Raw genomic sequence first — 18,678 nt, 5'->3', positions numbered from 1 at the left:
AGTAGCTCTTTTTCTTGTCGTGTAACGGTAAATGAAATTATATCAGCGATTTTTTTAATATATCGACTTACCGACACATAACGACAAAATAAGAGCTCCCTATTCATATAGGAGGCTCTTATTTTATCCAGCTATAGCGGCTAGAATGATCGGTGGCTTCGCTTCTTCCTTCGAGGCAAAAAGCGCCTCTACGTCTGAAGCTCCATCCCCCTCACATTCTAAACGAGCCACTTCCGCTTTTATTTCACCCAACCGAGCAGCATTTCCCGCACGAATTTGCTTGCTGCGACTGGTGTTTGATCACTATGGTCGTAGACAGGAGCTACTTCTACTAAGTCTGCTCCAACTACATTTATATTTGAATTTGCAATTGCCACGATGGAATCTAATAATTCTTTAGATGTGATACCTCCAGCTTCTAACGTTCCTGTTCCTGGAGCGTGAGCTGGGTCTAATACGTCAATGTCGATTGTGACATAAACTGGGCGTCCTGCAAGTTTCGGTAATACTTCTTTTAACGGTTCTAATACGTCAAATTTATATAAGTTCATACCTACTTCTTTTGCCCATTCGAATTCTTCCTTCATTCCAGAACGAATACCGAAAGAATATACGTTTTCCGGACCAATTAAATCGCACACTTTACGAATAGGTGTAGAGTGGGATAAAGGCTCCCCTTCATACGATTCACGTAAATCAGTATGAGCATCCATATGGATGATTGCTAAATCCGGATATTTTTTTGCCATTGCCTTAAAAATTGGCCAAGACACTAAGTGCTCACCGCCGAGACCTAGTGGAAACTTATCGGCATCTAAAAGTTTTGATACATACTCTTCAATCATGTCTATGCTACGCTGTGGATTTCCAAATGGTAATGGAATATCACCCGCATCAAAATATTTTACCTCTTCTAGTTCACGATCTAAATATGGGCTATATTCTTCAAGACCGATTGACACTTCACGAATACGTGCAGGGCCAAAACGAGAACCTGGACGGTAGCTTACTGTCCAATCCATTGGCATCCCGTAAATAACTGCCTCTGACTCTTCAAAACTTGGATGACTTTTAATAAATACTTTACCTGAATAAGCTTCATCAAAACGCATACTCTTTTCCTCCTTGTGTGGAACTTAAGGTATCCCAACCTTTCATTATTTCTCAAATTTGGAGCCTATAACTCCTCTTTCTCGATTTACCTGTGCCTTCTTTTTCTTACAAGAAGACTACTTCATTTGTAGCAGTGTAAGTAACTAGCATGTTCAAGCCTTCTAGACAAACACCTTAAATGAGTCACTTACACTTTATTTATTTCAATTTAACGCTCTTACTTAATTAAATCGCCAACAAATTTCGGTAATGCGAATGCTGCATTGTGTAATTCTTTTGTGTAGTATTTCGTTTCGATTTCGTGGAAACGCTCTTCACTCACTTCTAATGGATCATGTTTTTTAGATCCAATTGTGAACGTCCAAAGACCACTTGGGTAAGTTGGAATGTTCGCTGTGTATAAACGAGTAATTGGGAAAATCTCCTTTACGTCTTTAAACACAGTTGTAATTAGTTCTGGTGTGAACCAAGGGTTGTCCGTTTGTGCAACGAAAATACCATCTTCTTTTAACGCTTTAGAGATTCCAGCGTAGAAGCCTTTTGTAAATAGATTTACTGCTGGTCCTACTGGCTCAGTAGAATCTACCATAATTACGTCATATTCATTTTCGCTTTCTGCAATGTGTAGGAAACCGTCTCCTACTTTTACTTCTACACGCTCATTATCTAGTGCGCCTGCAATTGATGGTAAGTATTGTTTAGAGTACTCAATTACTTTTCCATCGATTTCAACAAGAGTTGCTTTCTTTACGCTTGGGTGTTTTAACACTTCACGAATAACACCGCCATCGCCACCACCTACAACTAATACGTTTTCAGGGTTTGGATGTGTAAATAAAGGTACGTGCGCTACCATTTCATGATAAACGAACTCATCTTTTTCTGTTGTCATAACCATGCCATCTAAAATAAGCATGTTTCCGAACTCTTCCGTTTCAACCATATCAAGTTTTTGGAATTCTGTTTGCTCCGTATGTAATGTGCGGTTAATACGCGCCGTAATCCCAAAATGTTTTGTTTGTTTTTCAGTGAACCATAGTTCCATCGTACAATCACGCCTTTCAATGCAAATTTATAATAGGGACATCATTAATGTCCCCTAACAAAAATAAAACAAAACATCCAAAAAGTATAGTTAAAAGTACAAAAATACCGAAAATATATTTTAGTCAGAGGGTTCTAACATATGTACGAAAAGGGATTGCCCTGTAATAGGAAAGAAAACCCTTTCTTAGGAAAGGGCTTTTGTCTCTACTTCTACCGGCTTTCGAACCGGAATTAAAATCATTACACAACCGACTAACACAACAATTCCACCGACTAAAAACGGACTTTGCGGTGAAACAGTGTGGCCGATGATTCCTGATAAGATTGGAGCAATTGCGCCACCTAACCAACGAACGAAGTTATAAACACCTGATGTAACAGATCTTTCATAAGGTGAAATATCCATTACATAACTTGTAAATAATGCATTATTTAATCCAGATGCTAATCCCGATAGAACAATTAATACAATTTGTAACCACATAACTTTCACGAAGAATAGTGCGATTAAGAAAAGCGCAAATACGAGTAAACTACCTTTCAACAATGCTTTCGGTTCATATTTCCCTTCTAGCTTATGGGCCAAAATTGCAGAACCGTAAGCTAACGCTAATCCCCATCCGCAAAATACAAAACCTAATTGAATAGCAGATAAATGCATAATAAGTGGTGAGTATGCTAGCACAACGAAAAATCCGTAGTAGTATAACATTCCTGAAATCGCACCTTGCATAAACGGTTTATATTTCACCAGGTTAAGTAATTCCCCTACGCCTGCCGCCTTACGTTTCACTTTTCGCTCCGGTTCTTTTACAAAAAAGAAAACTAAAATAAATGCTAAGAAAATTAAAATACTCGTCGCAAAAAATGGGTAACGCCAAGAATGTCCACCTAATATCCCACCTAATAACGGTCCGCCTGCCATCCCTAAACCGATAGCTGCTTCATATAGTCCTACTGCTTCATGAACTTCTTTACTTAATGCAATCAATAATGTCATCGCCGTTGCGAAGAACATCGCATTTCCTAATCCCCACCCCGCGCGGAAAATAGATAATTGGGCAATCGTTTGCGATATACCGCATATAAACGCAAATACAGTTACAATCGCAAGACCGATCGTCATCATTCGTTTATCACCAAATCTTGATGCGAATATTCCAGCTGGTAACATCATAATTGCCATCGTTAAAATATATGCTGTAAATAACATCTCTACTTGCCAATGCGATGCACCAATTTGCTCAGCAATACTTGGTAAGATTGGGTCGACTACCCCTATACCCGAAAAAGCAAGGAAGGTAGCCACCACTGTAATCAATCTCCCTAATTTTTGTTTGCTCTCCATTTTGATCATTCTCCTTTTGTACTCTCTAAAAATGTCGCTGCACGATGTAGGCTATCTTCGAGTTCCGCCTTTACACGCTGCATTTGATCCATTTTCTCGTCTAGCGTTTGCACTTGTTTTTCAAGCATCTCTTTAATTTCTTGAATCACTTCGCGGTCACGAGGATTCTCACTATTTCTTCTTTGCTCCATTCTTTCTTTTAACGATAAAAAATGTTGCATTTCTTGAAGTGTAATCCCTAACACTTCTTTCGCTTCTACAATCCTTTTAATTCTGGCGATGTCCTCGTCCGTATACAGGCGAATGTTCCCCTCACTACGTTCAGGGGGATGAATTAAACCAATTTCCTCATAATAACGAAGTGTACGTTTTGTTAAACCAACTTGCTTTGTGACTTCATCAATTTTATACATGTTTATTCCTCCCTTCACTCAATTATTACATTTTACGTTAACGTTAACTTTTGTGCAACTGTTAGACTTTTGTAAATGTTTATCCTATTCAATTGTATTTTTCCAAAAGCAGTTTCATAATGAAAGAAAAGAAACGATAAGGAGATTTCCGTATGAATAAACCACTTATTTTCGCCCACCGCGGGGTAAAAGGAACACATCCAGAAAATACGATGATTGCCTTCCAAGAAGCAGAACGCATTGGTGCCCACGGAATTGAGCTTGATGTCCACCTATCAAAAGATGGTGAACTTGTCGTGATTCACGATGAAACAGTAGATCGCACAACAAATGGCATAGGTCTTGTTTCTGAAAAAACGGTAGCGGAATTACAAGCTTTAGATGCTGGTAGCCATAAAGACCCTTCTTTCCATGAAGCAAAAATCCCAACGTTACGTGAAGTATTCATTTGGTTATCTACGACAAATTTACAGCTCAATATTGAGTTAAAAACAGATGTTATCCACTATCCAACTATTGAAGAAAAAGCTGTTGCTCTCGTTCGTGAATACCATCTATCTAATCAAATTATATTCTCATCATTTAACCACGACTCTGTTTCATTATTAGCAGAAATAGCTCCTGAAATCCCAAGAGCAATTTTATATGATACACCACTTGCTGATCCTATCGCTGAAGCAAAAAATAGAGAAGCAACTGGTTTACATCCAAACTTTCAATTACTAACAAAGGAATTTATTCAATTTGCACAAGATCAAGGGTACGTTTTCCGCCCTTATACGATTAACGAATACAAAGATTTACAAACTATGATTGACTATGGCGTAGATGTCATTATTACCGATTGGCCAGCACGTGCCTTTGAGCTCCTTTCTTAATTGAAGGAGCTTTTTGTTTTCGAAATTTCATTGTTTAAAATAACCGAAAACCCTCAATACTAATACAATAATGTTTGTATTAGTATTGAGGGGCTGAAAAAGATGGATCAAACTATGAATCCGAAACTTAAAAAATATAAACGTCTTTTCTTCACCGTAATGTTTTCTTCTGTTCTTTTTTTTGTTTTTTCCTTTTTTGTTATTATTATAGTTGCAAAAATTATGGGACCTCCTCCTGTTGCTGTCCCACAAACAAGTGTCTTTTACGCTAATGATGACACTGTTATCGGACAAAGTAATGAAATGCAAAAACGTTACAATGTATCTCTCAATGAAATTTCTCCTTATGTAAAAGAGGCGACACTTTCTATCGAAGATCAACGATTTTACAAACATCATGGCTTTGATATGAAACGTATTGCTGGTGCTATTGTTGCCGATTTAAAAGCGATGGCAAAGGTCCAAGGTGCTAGTACGATTACACAACAGTATGCTCGTAACCTATACTTAGATCATGATAAAACGTGGAAACGTAAACTATTAGAAGCGATGTACACAATTCGCCTTGAAGTGAACTATAATAAAAATCATATTTTAGAAGGATATTTAAATACAATTTATTACGGGCATGGTGCTTACGGAATCGAAGCTGCGTCTCGTCTATATTTCGATAAAACAGCAAAAGAATTAACATTAGCGGAAGCTAGTATGCTCGCAGGTATCCCGAAAGGACCTAGTGTCTACTCTCCCTTTTTAAAAGAGGATCGTGCGAAAGGACGACAATCTCTCATATTAGACGAAATGGTAGAACAAGGTTACATTACGAAGAAACAAGCAACGTCAGCAAAAAAAGAGCCACTAACTTTTGCCTCATTAGATACAAAAAAAGTGGCAGAGATTGCACCTTATTTCCAAGATGCTGTACAAGCTTCTCTTCTTCGTGATATCGGATTAGATGAACAAGCCTTACAAAAGGGTGGCCTGCGTATTTATACAACACTAGACCCTAAATTACAATCTGTTGCAGAGCAAGCTGTAAAAGATCACATACCTGACACAACAAACATACAAACTGCGCTCGTCTCTATGAATCCAAAAACAGGTGAAGTAGCTGCCCTTGTTGGTGGAACTGATTATAATACGAGTCAATTTAACAGGGCTACACAGGCCGCTCGACAGCCTGGATCTACGTTTAAGCCATTCCTGTATTACGCGGCATTAGAACGAGGATTCACCCCTGCTACGCGCTTAAAAAGCGAATACACTGTGTTCACTTTAGGTGACGGTGTTTCAAAGTATAAACCGAAAAACTATAAAGACTATTATGCAGACGATTTTGTAACAATGGCGCAAGCTCTTGCGGTCTCTGATAACGTATATGCCGTGAAGACCAATTTATTTTTAGGCGAAGACATTCTTACAAAAACAGCGAAGCAATTCGGTATTACTACCGCATTAAAAGATGTTCCGTCTCTCGCTCTCGGTACATCTCCTGTAAAACCAATTGAAATGGTTAACGCTTATAGCATGTTCGCAAACGGCGGAAAAGAAGTAAAACCGATGTTTATTCGCCGCATTATGGACCAGGAAGGAAACATGCTATACGATGCTCATTTGGAGAGTAAACAAGTTCTCGATAAAAGCAAAGCGTTTGTAATGGAAGAAATGATGACGGGCATGTTTAATAAAAAACTGAGCAGCTATGCTGCTGTAACTGGTCAATCGATGTTATCTAAACTATCAAGAACATATGCCGGAAAATCCGGTTCTACTGAAACAGATAGTTGGATGATTGGATTTACCCCGCAAATCGTAACGGGTGTATGGGTTGGATACGATCAACCTAAATCGATTTCAAACGTAGCAGAACAAGGATATGCGAAAAAAATATGGACCGATACGATGGAAAAAGGCTTAGATGGACAACCTCAAAAAGAGTTTAAACAACCAAGTGACGTCGTTGCAGTCGACATTAACCCTGAAAACGGAAAAATCGCTACAAAAAATTGTCCCATTTCAGTTAAAATGTATTTCGCAAAAGGTACAGAACCAACTGAATATTGTATGGATCATGTCGATGACAAAGAGGAATTTGAAAAGACAACTGAAGAAAAGAAGAAAACAAGTTGGTGGAAAAAATATCTTCCTTGGTAAAAAAAATAGCTGACGGGCATCCGTCAGCTATTTTTTATTCACTTAATAATGCACGGCGCAATTCTTCACTAGATTCGTTCCAAATCGCTTCATTATGTTCTTTCAAGAATGTACCAAGTACTTTTTTAGATGATTCATCCATATGGTCAACCATAATGTAACGCTTCATTGATTTATCCATTTTGTTTACGTGCTCTGGAAGTGATTTATATCCGCGGCGAATTTCACGGTCAACTGTCATTTCACAAGCTGTTACACCTGCATAATAAGCACCTGTCGCCGTTCTTTCAATCGTTACCCACACAAGCCAAAATGGTTTTCCGTTTGGAACTTCATCTTTATTTGTTAAAAACTTAATACCTTTTTCGACTGTACTACGTGCATGCATTGCACCGATATCAACAAATGCTGTTTTCTCTAGTACATCGACAAATACAGGTGAAATGTTTTCTAGACTTAATGCTCCAACACCAAAACCACCATGTCCATCTGTTGAATCATTTTTCACGATATTAAAACCGATTTTTTTCTTTTTCTCTGTCATATGTAAACTCCTCCTCACTTAATGATTATAAAAGGCCAAAAATAGGCGCAATGATACTGTCTAAAAATACAAATACATATGGAATGACAACATTAAAAATAGGTTGAATTGTATAATTGCTAAGCGGTGTAATAACAAGAATTAATAACGCTATTGCTCCATACTTTTCATACTGTGTCATTTTCGCACGAATATTTGTTGGTGCTAGATCTTCCACAACTCGATACCCATCAAGTGGCGGAATTGGCAATAAGTTAAATACAAGTAATACGATATTAAGCATAATAAAAATTCGGAAGAATTGAGCCAATGTATCTGCTACTGCAAATGGAATTGAATCTAATACACCAAATGTTAATAGGCTATACCAAATAATTAAACCAATTGCACTTAAAATTAAGTTACTAATTGGGCCTGCAATTGAAACTAATATCCCTGCAAGACGCGGCCTTTTAAAGTTATATGGGTTAACAGGAACAGGTCTTGCCCAACCAAAACCAAGAATTAATACAGCGATCATCCCAATAGGATCTAAGTGCGCCATCGGTGATAATGTTAAACGGCCTTGCTTCTTTGCTGTATCGTCTCCAAATTTATATGCAACATATGCATGCGCAAATTCATGCACTGATAACGCAATAATAATGGCCATTGCTACCAACGGAATTTGTTGCAATGGGTATCTAAATAACTGATCCATGATTCATCTCCTCTTCAATATGTCAAAAAAAGAAATTATTTGTTTTTTCGATTGTTCTTCCCCATAATCCGCTATAATAAGAGTGTAACTTACATAAAAGGAGCGATTATATATGCCATACGTAACAGTGAAAATGCTAGAAGGACGCACAGAGGAACAAAAGAAAGCTCTTGCTGAGAAAGTAACAGCAGCAGTAAGCGAAACAACTGGTGCTCCTGAAGAAAACATCGTTGTTTTCATCGAAGAAATGTCTAAAAACCATTATGCAGTTGGCGGAAAACGCTTAAGCGACAAATAATTTCAAGTTCTTTCATAAGAAGCAGCTCTTAGCTGCTTCTTATTTTTTTCCTTCTAGTAATTCGATGATTCTCTCTTTATATTTTCCTTTTCTTCCATCTTCATAGATTAAATCATGCGGATAGAATAGTTTTTGATCCCTTCTCTTCTTACCAGTAATTGCCTCAACAATATCCGATTCACGCGAAAGCTCTCTAAGCTCTCCATTTGGCATAAGAAGTAAGATTGGCAGACGTTCTTCTTCTTCACCAGCACGGTAAAAGTCATACGGTAAGTCTGACGTTGAATCAACTACTAAATAGTATTCTGGATCAAGTCCAATCTTTTTAAATAAGCTACTTAATTCCATCCAATTATCTAAACCGTGCTTATCTGTAAACTCTACATATTTAAATAGGTTTCGATTCATAAAACGACGGCATAAATCACTTAAAATTGGATCTTCTTCGTCTTGCCATACTTGGAAGTAATAATACATAACGTTCTCGTCTAACTTTAAATAATCCTCTACTGTAACTTCTTCTTCAAATAAAGAATAGAAATGAACCGGATGATTTTTAAATGTATAATACTTCTCATGCAATGATTTTGCACGGTGTAAAATCTTCGTTAAAATAACTTCGGCACTGCGCGTTACCGGATGGAAATATACTTGCCAATACATTTGATAACGACTCATAATATAATGCTCAACAGCATGCATACCACTATTTTTAATGACTACTTGATTCCCATATGGACGCATGACACGTAGTATACGTTCCATATCAAAGTTTCCATACTTTACGCCAGTGAAATACGCATCTCTTAATAAATAGTCCATACGATCTGCATCAATTTGACTGGAAATCATGCTAATCGCTAATTTATTCGTAGATGTTTTGGCGATTACATCGGCTACCTTTTGCGGGAAGTCTTTATCCACACGACTTAATATGCGATTAATTTCCGTATCTCCAACGATAATCTTTTGCGTAAATTTCTCATGATCTAATGAAAATACTTTTTCAAACGAGTGAGAAAATGGACCGTGACCGACATCATGAAGTAATGACGCACATAAACATAACAATCTATCTTCAGCATTCCAGTTTGGTCTGCCATCAAACACATCATCAATCATACGACGAATAATTTCATATACACCTAACGAATGAGTAAAGCGACTATGCTCTGCACCGTGAAATGTAAAAAATGTCGTTCCAAGCTGCTTAATACGGCGCAAGCGTTGAAATTCTTTCGTTCCGATTAAATCCCAAATAACACGATCGCGCACGTGCACATATTTATGTACCGGGTCTTTAAACACTTTTGTTTCGCTGAGTTTGTCGTTTAAATATACCACCTTCCGACATCCCCCTTTCTTTACTGCATTCTTACTATATATTATAAACGAAATAGGAAACAGAAAGAAATGAAAGACTATATTAATTGCCCTTATATAAAGAAAAAATCACTTTTACCAAAGTAAAAGTGATTTCTGTTTATACATTATTTCCCTAAAACGAATTCAGCAACTTCATCTAAGATCATTTCTTTACCTAGAGGGAAGTAACCTTTGTTTACGTCTTCGTTTTTAATTGTAAATACGTGGTTGTTTTTAACAGCGTTCATGTTTTTCCAAATTGATTCTTCTTTGAATTCTTTTAGACGTTGAGAACCGTCACCAGTTGTAAATACGAATAAGTAATCCGGGTTGTAATCGATTAAAGCTTCTTTTTGTACTTGTACTAGTGGTTTATCCGTTGGTGTACCTTTAACTGCTGGTAATTTTAAATCATTAAAGATTACGCTACCGTAACCGTAGTCACCGTATACGCGGAAAGCATTTGGATATGCAGCCATTTTCATAAATTTAGCATCGCCAGTTTTCGCAACGATTTTGTCATGTAATTTGCTTGCTTTTTCATCATACTGTTTGAACCATTCTTTCGTTTCTTTCTCTTTACCGAAGATTTGACCTACTTCTTCGAATTTCGGACGCCATTGGTCTAATGGAGTTTTTAACATAACTGTTGGTGCAATTTTAGATAATTGATCATAAATCTTTTCTTGACGATTGTTTACAAGAATTAAGTCTGGTTTTGCAGCAGCTACTGCTTCGATGTTAATTTTATCGCCCCAAGCAGAACCAACTGGTTTTACGTCTTTTAATTTCTTTTCAATATGTGCATCAATCTTTTCTTGAGATGTATTAGCAGTAATAATTGGTTTCATACCAAAGATTAATAATTCTTCTGTTGAACCACTAAGATCAGCAATTTTCTTTGGATTTGCAGGAATTTTAATTTCCCCTTTTGCGTGTTGTACAGTGCGCTCTTCAGTCTTCGCATCCTTCGCATCTGCTTTCTTCTCTTCTTTGTTAGAACAAGCTGCAAATAGTACAGAAGTAACGACTAATACCATTGCTAATAACGCCATTTTAAAATTCTTCATGTTCCCACTCCTTCTAGCTGTATTTCTCTTATAAGTTACAGTGAACTATAAGAAACAAGATTAACAATTAATAAATATATATTGATTAATTGTTGCTTATGCCCCGTTCTAACGGGTGTTCAACTTCCTATTTACTAATAAGAAGCTCAACGTCCATTAGAAGCCCCCCTCTTTACGAGGGGGATCTACTTATGCTTTTTTACGCAATTGATTACTAATCATCGCTAAATCATATGTTAAACAAATTGGTTTACAGTTTACTGGACACGGAACGATTTGAGCTTCAATCTCAAATACACTGCGAAGTGTTTCACTCGTCATCACTTCGTCTGGCGTTCCTTGCTTCATTAACTTACCTGCTTTTAATGCAATCATATGATCTGAGAAACGAGAAGCATGGTTTAAGTCATGGATAACCATAACAATCGTTCTACCTTCTTCTTCGTTTAACTTTTTCAATAAGTTTAATACTTCTAATTGATGAGCCATATCTAAGTACGTTGTCGGTTCATCTAATACGAGTAATTCTGTCCCTTGTGCAAGAGCCATCGCAATCCATACGCGTTGACGTTGCCCGCCTGATAACGCCTCTGCTGGACGATTTGCGAATTCTGTCATTCCCGTCACTTCAAGTGCCCAATGAATGTAACGATAATCCTCTTCTTTCAACGTTCCAAATCCTTTTTGATGAGGAAAACGTCCATATGAAACAAGTTCAAACACAGTAAGGCCAGTTGGCACTTCTGCAGTCTGTGGTAAAATCGCCATTTTCTTTGCGATTTCTTTCGTTGGCTGTTTCTCGATTGCTTTTCCGTCAAGATAAACAGTACCTTTTTTCGCCTTCAAAATACGAGAAGCTGTTTTTAATAATGTGGACTTCCCACAACCATTTGGTCCAATAATTGTTGTAATTTTCCCTTCCGGAATTTCAACTGTTAATCCATCAATAATTAACCCTTCATTATAGCCAACAGATACCGCATCAACTGCTAAAGTTGCCATACAAAAAGCCTCCCTTTATTTTGTCCTCATAAGTAAGTATATGAAATATGGTGCACCAATTACAGAAATAACAAGACCGACCGGTATTTCTGAAGTTGTTAACACACTTCTTGAAATTACGTCTGCGAATAAGAGTAAAAACGTCCCTATTAGTGCAGCGGTAGGCAGCATAATTTGATGTTTACCACCGACAAGGCGTCTAGCTAAATGCGGAGCCATTAAACCGATAAAACCAATTCCTCCGGCAACAGCAACAGATGCACCAGCTAAACAAACTGCAATAAACAATAATTTACGTCTTTCTTTTTCTACATTTACACCAAGGCCAACTGCTGTGGAGTCGCCTAGGTTCATTATGTTTAATATGTGAGCCTTACTAATAGCAAGTGGCAAGAAAATAACCATCCATGGAAGTACACTTAGTACGAATTTCCAATCTGTGCCCCATAGACTTCCTGCTAACCAAATCGTAGCAAAACGGAAATCGTTAGATGTCATCTTCATAGAAAAAATTAAACTAACAGCACCAAACCCGGCTGCAACAGCGATACCGACAAGTATTAATCTCGTTGATGAAACGCCGTCTTTCCATGCTAGTAAATAAATAATAACCGCTGCTAATATCGCACCAACCAACGCAAAGAAAGGAAGGATAAATACAGATAAAAATGTACCAGTTCCAACTTTCCCGAAGAAAAAGTAAACGAATATAACGACTGTTAACCCCGCTCCAGCGTTAATACCAATAATACCTGGATCAGCAAGTGGATTACGTGATAACCCTTGCAAAATCGCACCTGACATCGCTAAAGCAGATCCAACTAATATGGCAATGACCATACGCGGCATACGGAATTCAAATAAAATAACAGACTGATCTTCAGCCCCGAGTCCAACCAATGACTTTAATACGTCCATTGGCGGTATTTTAAATGTCCCTGTATTTAAACTTACTAAAAATACAGTAACGATTAATCCTACTAAGATTGTTAAAACAGAAACGTTCTTTTTTGTTAAGACACTTGTCCTCACATTTTCCCTCTCCCTTCGTTACGTGCTAAGTAGAGGAAGAATGGAACCCCAATTAGCGCTGTAATTGCTCCAATTGGCGTTTCAAACGGCGGATTAATAACGCGAGATAACATATCTGCACATTCAATTAACAGCCCGCCTAAGACCGCAGAACATGGAATAACCCATCTATAGTCTGAGCCTACAAGGAAACGAGTCATGTGCGGGATTACAAGACCAACAAACCCAACCGATCCTGCCATAGAAACCGCAGAACCTGTTAACACAAGAACAAGTACTGTTCCGATAAATTTAATTAATGTCGTATTTTGACCAAGTCCAATCGCAATTTCTTCACCGAAGCTTAAAATTGTAATATACCTCGACATCATAATTGCAATAAAGAGACAAACAAGGCCAATTGGTACTAACATATTAATACTTTCCCATTTCACTCCCGCAACTCCGCCTGCATTCCACATACTCACCTCTTGGGCAAGGTTGAAATATAGCGCAATTCCAGATGAAATGGCCCCTAATAAAGCACTAATTGCTGCACCCGCTAAAGCTAACTTCACAGGTGTTAATCCACCTGGTGAAGAAGACCCAATTCCATATACAATGCTCGCTCCAAACGCAGCCCCAATAAAAGATGCGATAACGAACATTAAATAGGGTGAATTAGGGAAGAATGCATACATAATTGCAATTCCAAATACAGCTCCATCTGTAATTCCCATTAACGATGGTGAAGCAAGTGGATTTCGCGTCATACCTTGCATAATTGCCCCTGATACTGCTAAAAAGGCACCTGCAACTACGCCCCCTATTGCTCTAGGCATGCGAAGTTCTTGAATTACGTTATGATGCGTAATAGAACCGTCAAACTGAAACACAGCTTGCCATACAGTCTTTAAACTAATATCTGCAGCACCAAACGAAATAGAAACTGCCATGCTTAAAGCTAACAAAACTGTACCTGCTACTAAAATAATAGAAGCAACGAGCGGCCTGCTCTTAATCTCTTTAACATTCACATCTTGCTGTTCTATACTCCTTGCGCTCGCTTCCATACCTCAACCATCCTAACCAACAACATATATTTAATGAAATGAAATTTATTCTCAAATAGTAATAAAAAATTAGGTTAATTGACCTTTTCTTGATAATGATTATCAGAATCAGACACTTTCTATTCTACCTATCGCTTCAAAAGACTGTCAACCATTATTTTGAAATATAAATTTATATAAATTGAAATTTGAATGAATAGATGATGCCCCTCCTTCATTGAATGTTAATCTACTCAATTGTATTTTCGTAGAATAACTCATTCCTCGTATGGGCATAAAAAAAGAAGAGTAATCTGTTCACTCTTCTTTTTCTTACTTATTTAACTTTGCTTCAATTTTTACAATTAATTCATCTTCTGTTGGAGCCGCGACTGGACGATTATTTACAAATGCGAATGATTTTTTACGACCAGGACCACAGTAAGACTGACATGCAACTTCAATCGTTGCACATGAATCTACTTTTTTTAACTTTGGAATCAACGTTTTAACGTTCGTTGCCTGACAATCATCACACACACGAAATTCGTTCCCCATTATATAACACTTCCTCTATTTTAAACTTTTCTCAAGYACATTTAAAAATAAACACTAAATGGTATTTTACCGCTCTTTGAAGCTCGTTGCAAGTTTCCCTTTAAAGCTCTTTCTTCATATAATGCTACATATTTATATGTTCTCCTACAGAAGCTTACGTCATTCTTGGCAAAATTTATACCTTTCATCGAAATCTACCATATTTTTAAAAGCTTTGTATAAAAGCTCATTTTTTTGCCCATTATAAAAATAGGAAGTTCATAAAAAGAAAGGGAGTTGAATCTATGAAAGTAAGACAAGATGCTTGGACGGATGAGGATGATTTATTACTTGCTGAAACTGTACTTCGTCACGTTCGAGAAGGAAGTACTCAATTAAATGCATTTGAAGAAGTGGGTGATCAATTAAATCGTACATCGGCTGCCTGTGGTTTCCGTTGGAATGCTGTTGTTCGCTATAGTTATGAACAAGCTCTTCAACTAGCAAAAAAACATCGTAAAGATAAAATGCGCGCTGCAAGCGGTGAACAAGCGAAAAAACGTTTACTTTATACACCGCCAGCTTCAGATTCGATAACTGATTATGAAGAATTCGTACAAGAGGAATCAATTGTACAATATAAAGAAGCTATTCCATATAAAGAAACTACCGTTCCTGCTACAAAAAGCTCTATGACAATGCAAGATGTTATTTATTTTTTACAAACAGTCGGATCTTCAAATATAAAAGTGACAGCTCTTGAAAACGAGAATACGAGATTGAAACAAGAGATTAGAGCACAAATCCTTCGAAATGAAGAACTAGAAAAGAAACTAGAAAAATTAGAAAAACAATCTCATACTGTACAAGAAGATTACGAAACACTTATGAATATTATGAACCGAGCTCGTAAGTTGGCAGTCATGGATGACGAAGAACGTTCTCAAACATCTTTCCGAATGGATCGAAACGGTAATTTAGAAAAAATTGCAGAATAGAAAGGATGCATGTAATGCATCCTTTTTTAGTCTTTCATCTTTAAACTTTCCCTTTATATGCGAGAAAACCCCCTTCTTCATTTTTTGCTATAATAGAGATTGTCATTTTAAAGATAAGGGGTTAGTTATATGAGCAATTCCCGTTCCATTTTATCTCAGCCAGAGTGGCGTATTGTAGATCAGTCTAGTTTGGGACCAACATTCCATGCATTGCAGTCATTCGCAATGGATGACACACTGTGCACAAGCATTGGAAATGGTCAATCAGCTGCAACAATGCGTTCTTGGGTTCATCACAATACAATTGTTCTTGGCATTCAAGATTCACGCCTACCACACTTGGAAGAAGGTATTTCCTTTTTACAAGAAAACAACTTCAATGTTATCGTTCGTAATTCCGGTGGACTTGCAGTCGTACTTGATGAAGGTGTTTTAAACGTATCACTTTTATTCCAAGAGACAGAAAAAGGTATCGATATTGATCTTGGATACGATACAATGTGGCATTTAATTAAGGAAATGTTAAACGATTACGATGTTACAATCGAGGCAAAAGAAATTGTTGGTTCTTACTGTCCTGGTAGCTATGACTTAAGTATTCGCAATCAAAAATTTGCTGGCATTTCACAGCGCCGTATTCGCGGTGGTGTCGCTGTCCAAATTTATCTCTGCGCTACAGGAAGTGGCTCTGAGCGTGCCGCACTCGTTCGTGATTTCTACAACCTAGCCATTCAAGGAGAAGAAACACGCTTTACGTATCCTGAAATTGTACCGAGTACGATGGCTTCACTTTCAGAATTACTTGGCGAAACTATTACAGTACAAGATTTAATGATGCGCCTTTTAAAAACACTGCAGCAATTCGCTCCAAAGTTAACACCATCTCAATTAACAATAGATGAAATACCTTTATATGAGACGAATTTACAACGTATTATTGATCGTAACAATAAAGCACTTGGCTTAGAAAAATAAAGACCGTCGCTATAATAGCGACGGTCTTTATTTCGATTCATTATAGAATTAAAGTGCTTGAGCTGCTGTAATTAAAGCTAACTTGTACACTTCTTCTTCGTTACATCCGCGAGATAGATCATTTACAGGCATATTTAAACCTTGTAAGATTGGTCCTACTGCTTCGAAGTTACCTAAACGTTGAGCGATTTTGTAGCCAATATTACCAGCTTCTAAGCTTGGGAATACGAATACGTTAGCATCACCTTTAATTGTAGAACCTGGAGCTTTTTTCTCAGCTACAGACGGTACGAATGCAGCATCGAATTGGAATTCTCCATCTAAAGTTAATTCAGGAGCCATTTCTTTTGCAATACGAGTTGCTTCTACAACTTTTTCTGTTTCTGGAGATTTCGCAGAACCTTTTGTAGAGAAGCTTAACATAGCAACGCGTGGATCAATACCGAATAGTTCAGCAGTTTTCGCACTCTCGATACCAATTTCAGCTAAATCTTGGCTGTTTGGTGCAATGTTAATTGCACAATCAGCAAATACATATTTCTCTTCTTCACGTACCATGATAAATACGCCAGAAGTTTTTGTAACGCCTGGTTTTGTTTTAATGATTTGAAGTGCTGGACGAACTGTATCAGCTGTAGAGTGAGCTGCACCACTTACTAAACCGTGTGCCTTACCCATGTATACAAGCATTGTACCGAAGTAGTTTTCGTCTTTAAGGATTTTGCGAGCGTCTTCTTCAGTTGCTTTACCTTTACGGCGTTCAACGAAAGATGCTACCATTGCATCCATTTCTTCGTATGTAGCTGGGTCATAAATATCAACGCCTGCTAATGTTAAATTCATGCTAGCAGCTTTTGCGCTAATTTCTTCTTTATTACCAACTAAAATTGGTTGTACTAACTCTTCTTTTGCTAAACGCTCTGCAGCGCCTAAAATTCTTTCATCAGTTCCTTCAGGAAGTACGATAGAAATGCCTTTTCCTTGAACTTTTTCTTTTACTGTTGTAAATAAGTTGCTCACGAATAAACCCTCCTACATATGTTAAAAAACTCTATCTTTAAGAATACTGCTTTTCCTCTATATTTTAAACTTATAGCTCCCAAAAAATAGATAAAATTAAAATGATTATATTTTCATAAAATTCAGCCTAGAAATAAATCCCCTTTAAGCCTCATCTTCTCCTATTTTCAAGTAAATTTAAATGTGACAATTTTATGCGCTAAGGCTTTATATAGATGATTTTAAAACTATATATGCTATAGTTAACGTGTAAAACTATCATTAACTGAGGTGAATAGAATGAGTGAAGCAACAACAACGTTAGATGGCTGGTATTGTTTACATGATTTACGTTCTATTGATTGGGCTGCATGGAAAACATTATCTAGCGACGAACGCGGACAAGCTGTGTCTGAATTTTTAAATGTCGTTGAAAAATGGAACGAAGTATCTACCGCGAAAAAAGGTAGTCATGCAATGTATACTGTTGTTGGCCAAAAAGCTGATATTATGCTTATGATTTTACGTCCAACAATGGAAGAGTTAAATGAAATTGAGACAGAATTGAATAAAACAACATTAGCTGAATATATGGTTCCTGCATACTCTTACGTATCTGTTGTTGAACTAAGCAACTACCTTCCAGCTGATGAAGATCCATATCAAAACCCACAAATCTTAGCTCGCTTATATCCAGAACTACCAAAAGCAAATCACATTTGCTTCTACCCAATGGATAAGCGTCGCCAAGGTGATGACAACTGGTACATGCTTCCTATGGAAGAACGTAAAAAAATGATGTACAGTCATAGTAAAATCGGTCGCCAGTACGCAGGTAAAGTACGCCAAGTTATTTCAGGATCAGTTGGATTCGACGATTTTGAGTGGGGCGTAACATTATTCGCTGACGATGTTCTTCAATTTAAAAAACTTATATATGAAATGCGCTTCGATGAAGTAAGTGCTCGTTATGGTGAATTCGGAACATTTTTCGTTGGAAACATTTTACCAGACGAAAAGGTAGAGAAGTTTTTACACATATAGAGTGAAACTTTAATCAGTGGGGGTTTTGTTCATCCCCACTAATTATTAGCCTTCACCAATCGGGCTTTTACAAGCAGTTGATCGCCCATCTAACTTCTTTGCTTTCGCTTAATTTTTAGGTGAGGATCTT

At 37.3% G+C, this 18,678-nt stretch carries 19 protein-coding genes; 6 read left to right on the top strand and 13 right to left on the bottom strand.

The genetic code is table 11. The features are described 5' to 3' along the window. Nucleotides 1-239 precede the first annotated feature (239 nt). From speB to AC1DMU_RS15850, 4 genes are all read right to left on the bottom strand, one after another. Nucleotides 240-1,112, bottom strand: a complete 873-nt coding sequence (gene speB / locus AC1DMU_RS15865; protein WP_001209823.1) for an agmatinase — start codon at nucleotides 1,110-1,112, stop codon at nucleotides 240-242. Nucleotides 1,113-1,330: 218 nt separating this feature from the next. After that, nucleotides 1,331-2,158: a polyamine aminopropyltransferase gene (gene speE, locus AC1DMU_RS15860; protein ID WP_000424696.1), complete on the bottom strand. Its 828-nt coding sequence runs from the start codon at nucleotides 2,156-2,158 to the stop codon at nucleotides 1,331-1,333. A gap of 186 nt (nucleotides 2,159-2,344) precedes the next feature. Beyond that, nucleotides 2,345-3,508 (bottom strand): MFS transporter, encoded by a 1,164-nt coding sequence (locus AC1DMU_RS15855; protein ID WP_060487953.1) that lies wholly within the window; start codon nucleotides 3,506-3,508, stop codon nucleotides 2,345-2,347. A gap of 5 nt (nucleotides 3,509-3,513) precedes the next feature. Beyond that, a complete protein-coding gene (locus tag AC1DMU_RS15850; protein ID WP_088065047.1) occupies nucleotides 3,514-3,921 on the bottom strand; it encodes a MerR family transcriptional regulator in 408 nt (135 codons plus the stop codon). A gap of 152 nt (nucleotides 3,922-4,073) precedes the next feature. On the opposite strand from AC1DMU_RS15850, the gene AC1DMU_RS15845 reads away from it, so the two are divergent. Both AC1DMU_RS15845 and AC1DMU_RS15840 read left to right on the top strand, forming a co-directional pair. Beyond that, nucleotides 4,074-4,799, top strand: a complete 726-nt coding sequence (locus AC1DMU_RS15845) for a glycerophosphodiester phosphodiesterase (protein WP_088065048.1) — start codon at nucleotides 4,074-4,076, stop codon at nucleotides 4,797-4,799. 102 nt (nucleotides 4,800-4,901) lie between these two features. Continuing rightward, entirely contained in the window at nucleotides 4,902-6,953 is a 2,052-nt protein-coding gene (locus tag AC1DMU_RS15840) for a transglycosylase domain-containing protein (protein WP_088065049.1), read from the top strand. A gap of 34 nt (nucleotides 6,954-6,987) precedes the next feature. On the opposite strand, the gene AC1DMU_RS15835 is transcribed toward AC1DMU_RS15840, so the two are convergent. Beyond that, nucleotides 6,988-7,497 carry a YwhD family protein gene (locus AC1DMU_RS15835; protein ID WP_087983730.1) on the bottom strand — a complete coding sequence of 170 codons (510 nt, stop codon included), beginning with the start codon at nucleotides 7,495-7,497 and terminating at the stop codon, nucleotides 6,988-6,990. 25 nt (nucleotides 7,498-7,522) lie between these two features. Continuing rightward, entirely contained in the window at nucleotides 7,523-8,197 is a 675-nt protein-coding gene (locus tag AC1DMU_RS15830) for a site-2 protease family protein (RefSeq protein ID WP_000372469.1), read from the bottom strand. A 112-nt stretch (nucleotides 8,198-8,309) separates the two neighbouring features. Between AC1DMU_RS15830 and AC1DMU_RS15825 the strand changes: the two genes are divergently transcribed. After that, a complete protein-coding gene (locus tag AC1DMU_RS15825) occupies nucleotides 8,310-8,495 on the top strand; it encodes a 2-hydroxymuconate tautomerase (protein ID WP_001147171.1) in 186 nt (61 codons plus the stop codon). A gap of 39 nt (nucleotides 8,496-8,534) precedes the next feature. On the opposite strand, the gene AC1DMU_RS15820 is transcribed toward AC1DMU_RS15825, so the two are convergent. The 6 genes from AC1DMU_RS15820 to AC1DMU_RS15795 all read right to left on the bottom strand — a co-directional run bounded on the left by AC1DMU_RS15820 (nucleotide 8,535) and on the right by AC1DMU_RS15795 (nucleotide 14,553). Then, nucleotides 8,535-9,839 carry an HD domain-containing protein gene (locus tag AC1DMU_RS15820; RefSeq protein WP_000262747.1) on the bottom strand — a complete coding sequence of 435 codons (1,305 nt, stop codon included), beginning with the start codon at nucleotides 9,837-9,839 and terminating at the stop codon, nucleotides 8,535-8,537. Nucleotides 9,840-9,985: 146 nt separating this feature from the next. Next, entirely contained in the window at nucleotides 9,986-10,930 is a 945-nt protein-coding gene (locus tag AC1DMU_RS15815) for an ABC transporter substrate-binding protein (protein ID WP_088065050.1), read from the bottom strand. A 189-nt stretch (nucleotides 10,931-11,119) separates the two neighbouring features. After that, nucleotides 11,120-11,932 carry an ABC transporter ATP-binding protein gene (locus AC1DMU_RS15810; protein ID WP_000212064.1) on the bottom strand — a complete coding sequence of 271 codons (813 nt, stop codon included), beginning with the start codon at nucleotides 11,930-11,932 and terminating at the stop codon, nucleotides 11,120-11,122. A gap of 15 nt (nucleotides 11,933-11,947) precedes the next feature. After that, nucleotides 11,948-12,964, bottom strand: coding sequence for a FecCD family ABC transporter permease (locus AC1DMU_RS15805; RefSeq protein WP_088065051.1), 1,017 nt, complete (start codon nucleotides 12,962-12,964; stop codon nucleotides 11,948-11,950). Then, nucleotides 12,961-14,016 carry a FecCD family ABC transporter permease gene (locus AC1DMU_RS15800; RefSeq protein ID WP_000388283.1) on the bottom strand — a complete coding sequence of 352 codons (1,056 nt, stop codon included), beginning with the start codon at nucleotides 14,014-14,016 and terminating at the stop codon, nucleotides 12,961-12,963. The genes AC1DMU_RS15805 and AC1DMU_RS15800 overlap by 4 nt, the downstream gene beginning before the upstream one ends. A 312-nt stretch (nucleotides 14,017-14,328) precedes the next feature. Then, nucleotides 14,329-14,553 (bottom strand): YuzB family protein, encoded by a 225-nt coding sequence (locus AC1DMU_RS15795; protein WP_000526075.1) that lies wholly within the window; start codon nucleotides 14,551-14,553, stop codon nucleotides 14,329-14,331. A 284-nt stretch (nucleotides 14,554-14,837) separates the two neighbouring features. Between AC1DMU_RS15795 and AC1DMU_RS15790 the strand changes: the two genes are divergently transcribed. Then, nucleotides 14,838-15,530, top strand: coding sequence for an RsfA family transcriptional regulator (locus tag AC1DMU_RS15790; RefSeq protein ID WP_087981931.1), 693 nt, complete (start codon nucleotides 14,838-14,840; stop codon nucleotides 15,528-15,530). Between the two features lie 129 nt (nucleotides 15,531-15,659). Next, nucleotides 15,660-16,505: an octanoyl-[GcvH]:protein N-octanoyltransferase gene (gene lipL / locus AC1DMU_RS15785; RefSeq protein WP_046955490.1), complete on the top strand. Its 846-nt coding sequence runs from the start codon at nucleotides 15,660-15,662 to the stop codon at nucleotides 16,503-16,505. 48 nt (nucleotides 16,506-16,553) lie between these two features. Here the strand turns inward: lipL and pta are convergent, their stop codons facing one another. Further along, nucleotides 16,554-17,525 carry a phosphate acetyltransferase gene (gene pta, locus AC1DMU_RS15780; protein WP_000067226.1) on the bottom strand — a complete coding sequence of 324 codons (972 nt, stop codon included), beginning with the start codon at nucleotides 17,523-17,525 and terminating at the stop codon, nucleotides 16,554-16,556. A gap of 279 nt (nucleotides 17,526-17,804) precedes the next feature. On the opposite strand from pta, the gene hemQ reads away from it, so the two are divergent. Next, complete coding sequence (gene hemQ / locus AC1DMU_RS15775) at nucleotides 17,805-18,548, top strand: hydrogen peroxide-dependent heme synthase (protein WP_001287602.1); 744 nt, start codon at nucleotides 17,805-17,807, stop codon at nucleotides 18,546-18,548. The last annotated feature ends 130 nt before the right edge of the window (nucleotides 18,549-18,678 follow it).

The organism is Bacillus sp. 01N45, assembly GCF_056399205.1.
This window is presented reverse-complemented; position numbering and strand designations above follow the sequence as displayed.

What these genes read in the sequence shown, in the direction of transcription:
- speB (WP_001209823.1), bottom strand. Translation starts at nt 1,112, where the DNA reads ATGCGTTTTGATGAAGCTTATTCAGGTAAAGTATTTATTAAAAGTCAT.
- speE (WP_000424696.1), bottom strand. Translation starts at nt 2,158, where the DNA reads ATGGAACTATGGTTCACTGAAAAACAAACAAAACATTTTGGGATTACG.
- AC1DMU_RS15855 (WP_060487953.1), bottom strand. Translation starts at nt 3,508, where the DNA reads ATGGAGAGCAAACAAAAATTAGGGAGATTGATTACAGTGGTGGCTACC.
- AC1DMU_RS15850 (WP_088065047.1), bottom strand. Translation starts at nt 3,921, where the DNA reads ATGTATAAAATTGATGAAGTCACAAAGCAAGTTGGTTTAACAAAACGT.
- AC1DMU_RS15845 (WP_088065048.1), top strand. Translation starts at nt 4,074, where the DNA reads ATGAATAAACCACTTATTTTCGCCCACCGCGGGGTAAAAGGAACACAT.
- AC1DMU_RS15840 (WP_088065049.1), top strand. Translation starts at nt 4,902, where the DNA reads ATGGATCAAACTATGAATCCGAAACTTAAAAAATATAAACGTCTTTTC.
- AC1DMU_RS15835 (WP_087983730.1), bottom strand. Translation starts at nt 7,497, where the DNA reads ATGACAGAGAAAAAGAAAAAAATCGGTTTTAATATCGTGAAAAATGAT.
- AC1DMU_RS15830 (WP_000372469.1), bottom strand. Translation starts at nt 8,197, where the DNA reads ATGGATCAGTTATTTAGATACCCATTGCAACAAATTCCGTTGGTAGCA.
- AC1DMU_RS15825 (WP_001147171.1), top strand. Translation starts at nt 8,310, where the DNA reads ATGCCATACGTAACAGTGAAAATGCTAGAAGGACGCACAGAGGAACAA.
- AC1DMU_RS15815 (WP_088065050.1), bottom strand. Translation starts at nt 10,930, where the DNA reads ATGAAGAATTTTAAAATGGCGTTATTAGCAATGGTATTAGTCGTTACT.
- AC1DMU_RS15810 (WP_000212064.1), bottom strand. Translation starts at nt 11,932, where the DNA reads ATGGCAACTTTAGCAGTTGATGCGGTATCTGTTGGCTATAATGAAGGG.
- AC1DMU_RS15800 (WP_000388283.1), bottom strand. Translation starts at nt 14,016, where the DNA reads ATGGAAGCGAGCGCAAGGAGTATAGAACAGCAAGATGTGAATGTTAAA.
- AC1DMU_RS15795 (WP_000526075.1), bottom strand. Translation starts at nt 14,553, where the DNA reads ATGGGGAACGAATTTCGTGTGTGTGATGATTGTCAGGCAACGAACGTT.
- AC1DMU_RS15790 (WP_087981931.1), top strand. Translation starts at nt 14,838, where the DNA reads ATGAAAGTAAGACAAGATGCTTGGACGGATGAGGATGATTTATTACTT.
- lipL (WP_046955490.1), top strand. Translation starts at nt 15,660, where the DNA reads ATGAGCAATTCCCGTTCCATTTTATCTCAGCCAGAGTGGCGTATTGTA.
- hemQ (WP_001287602.1), top strand. Translation starts at nt 17,805, where the DNA reads ATGAGTGAAGCAACAACAACGTTAGATGGCTGGTATTGTTTACATGAT.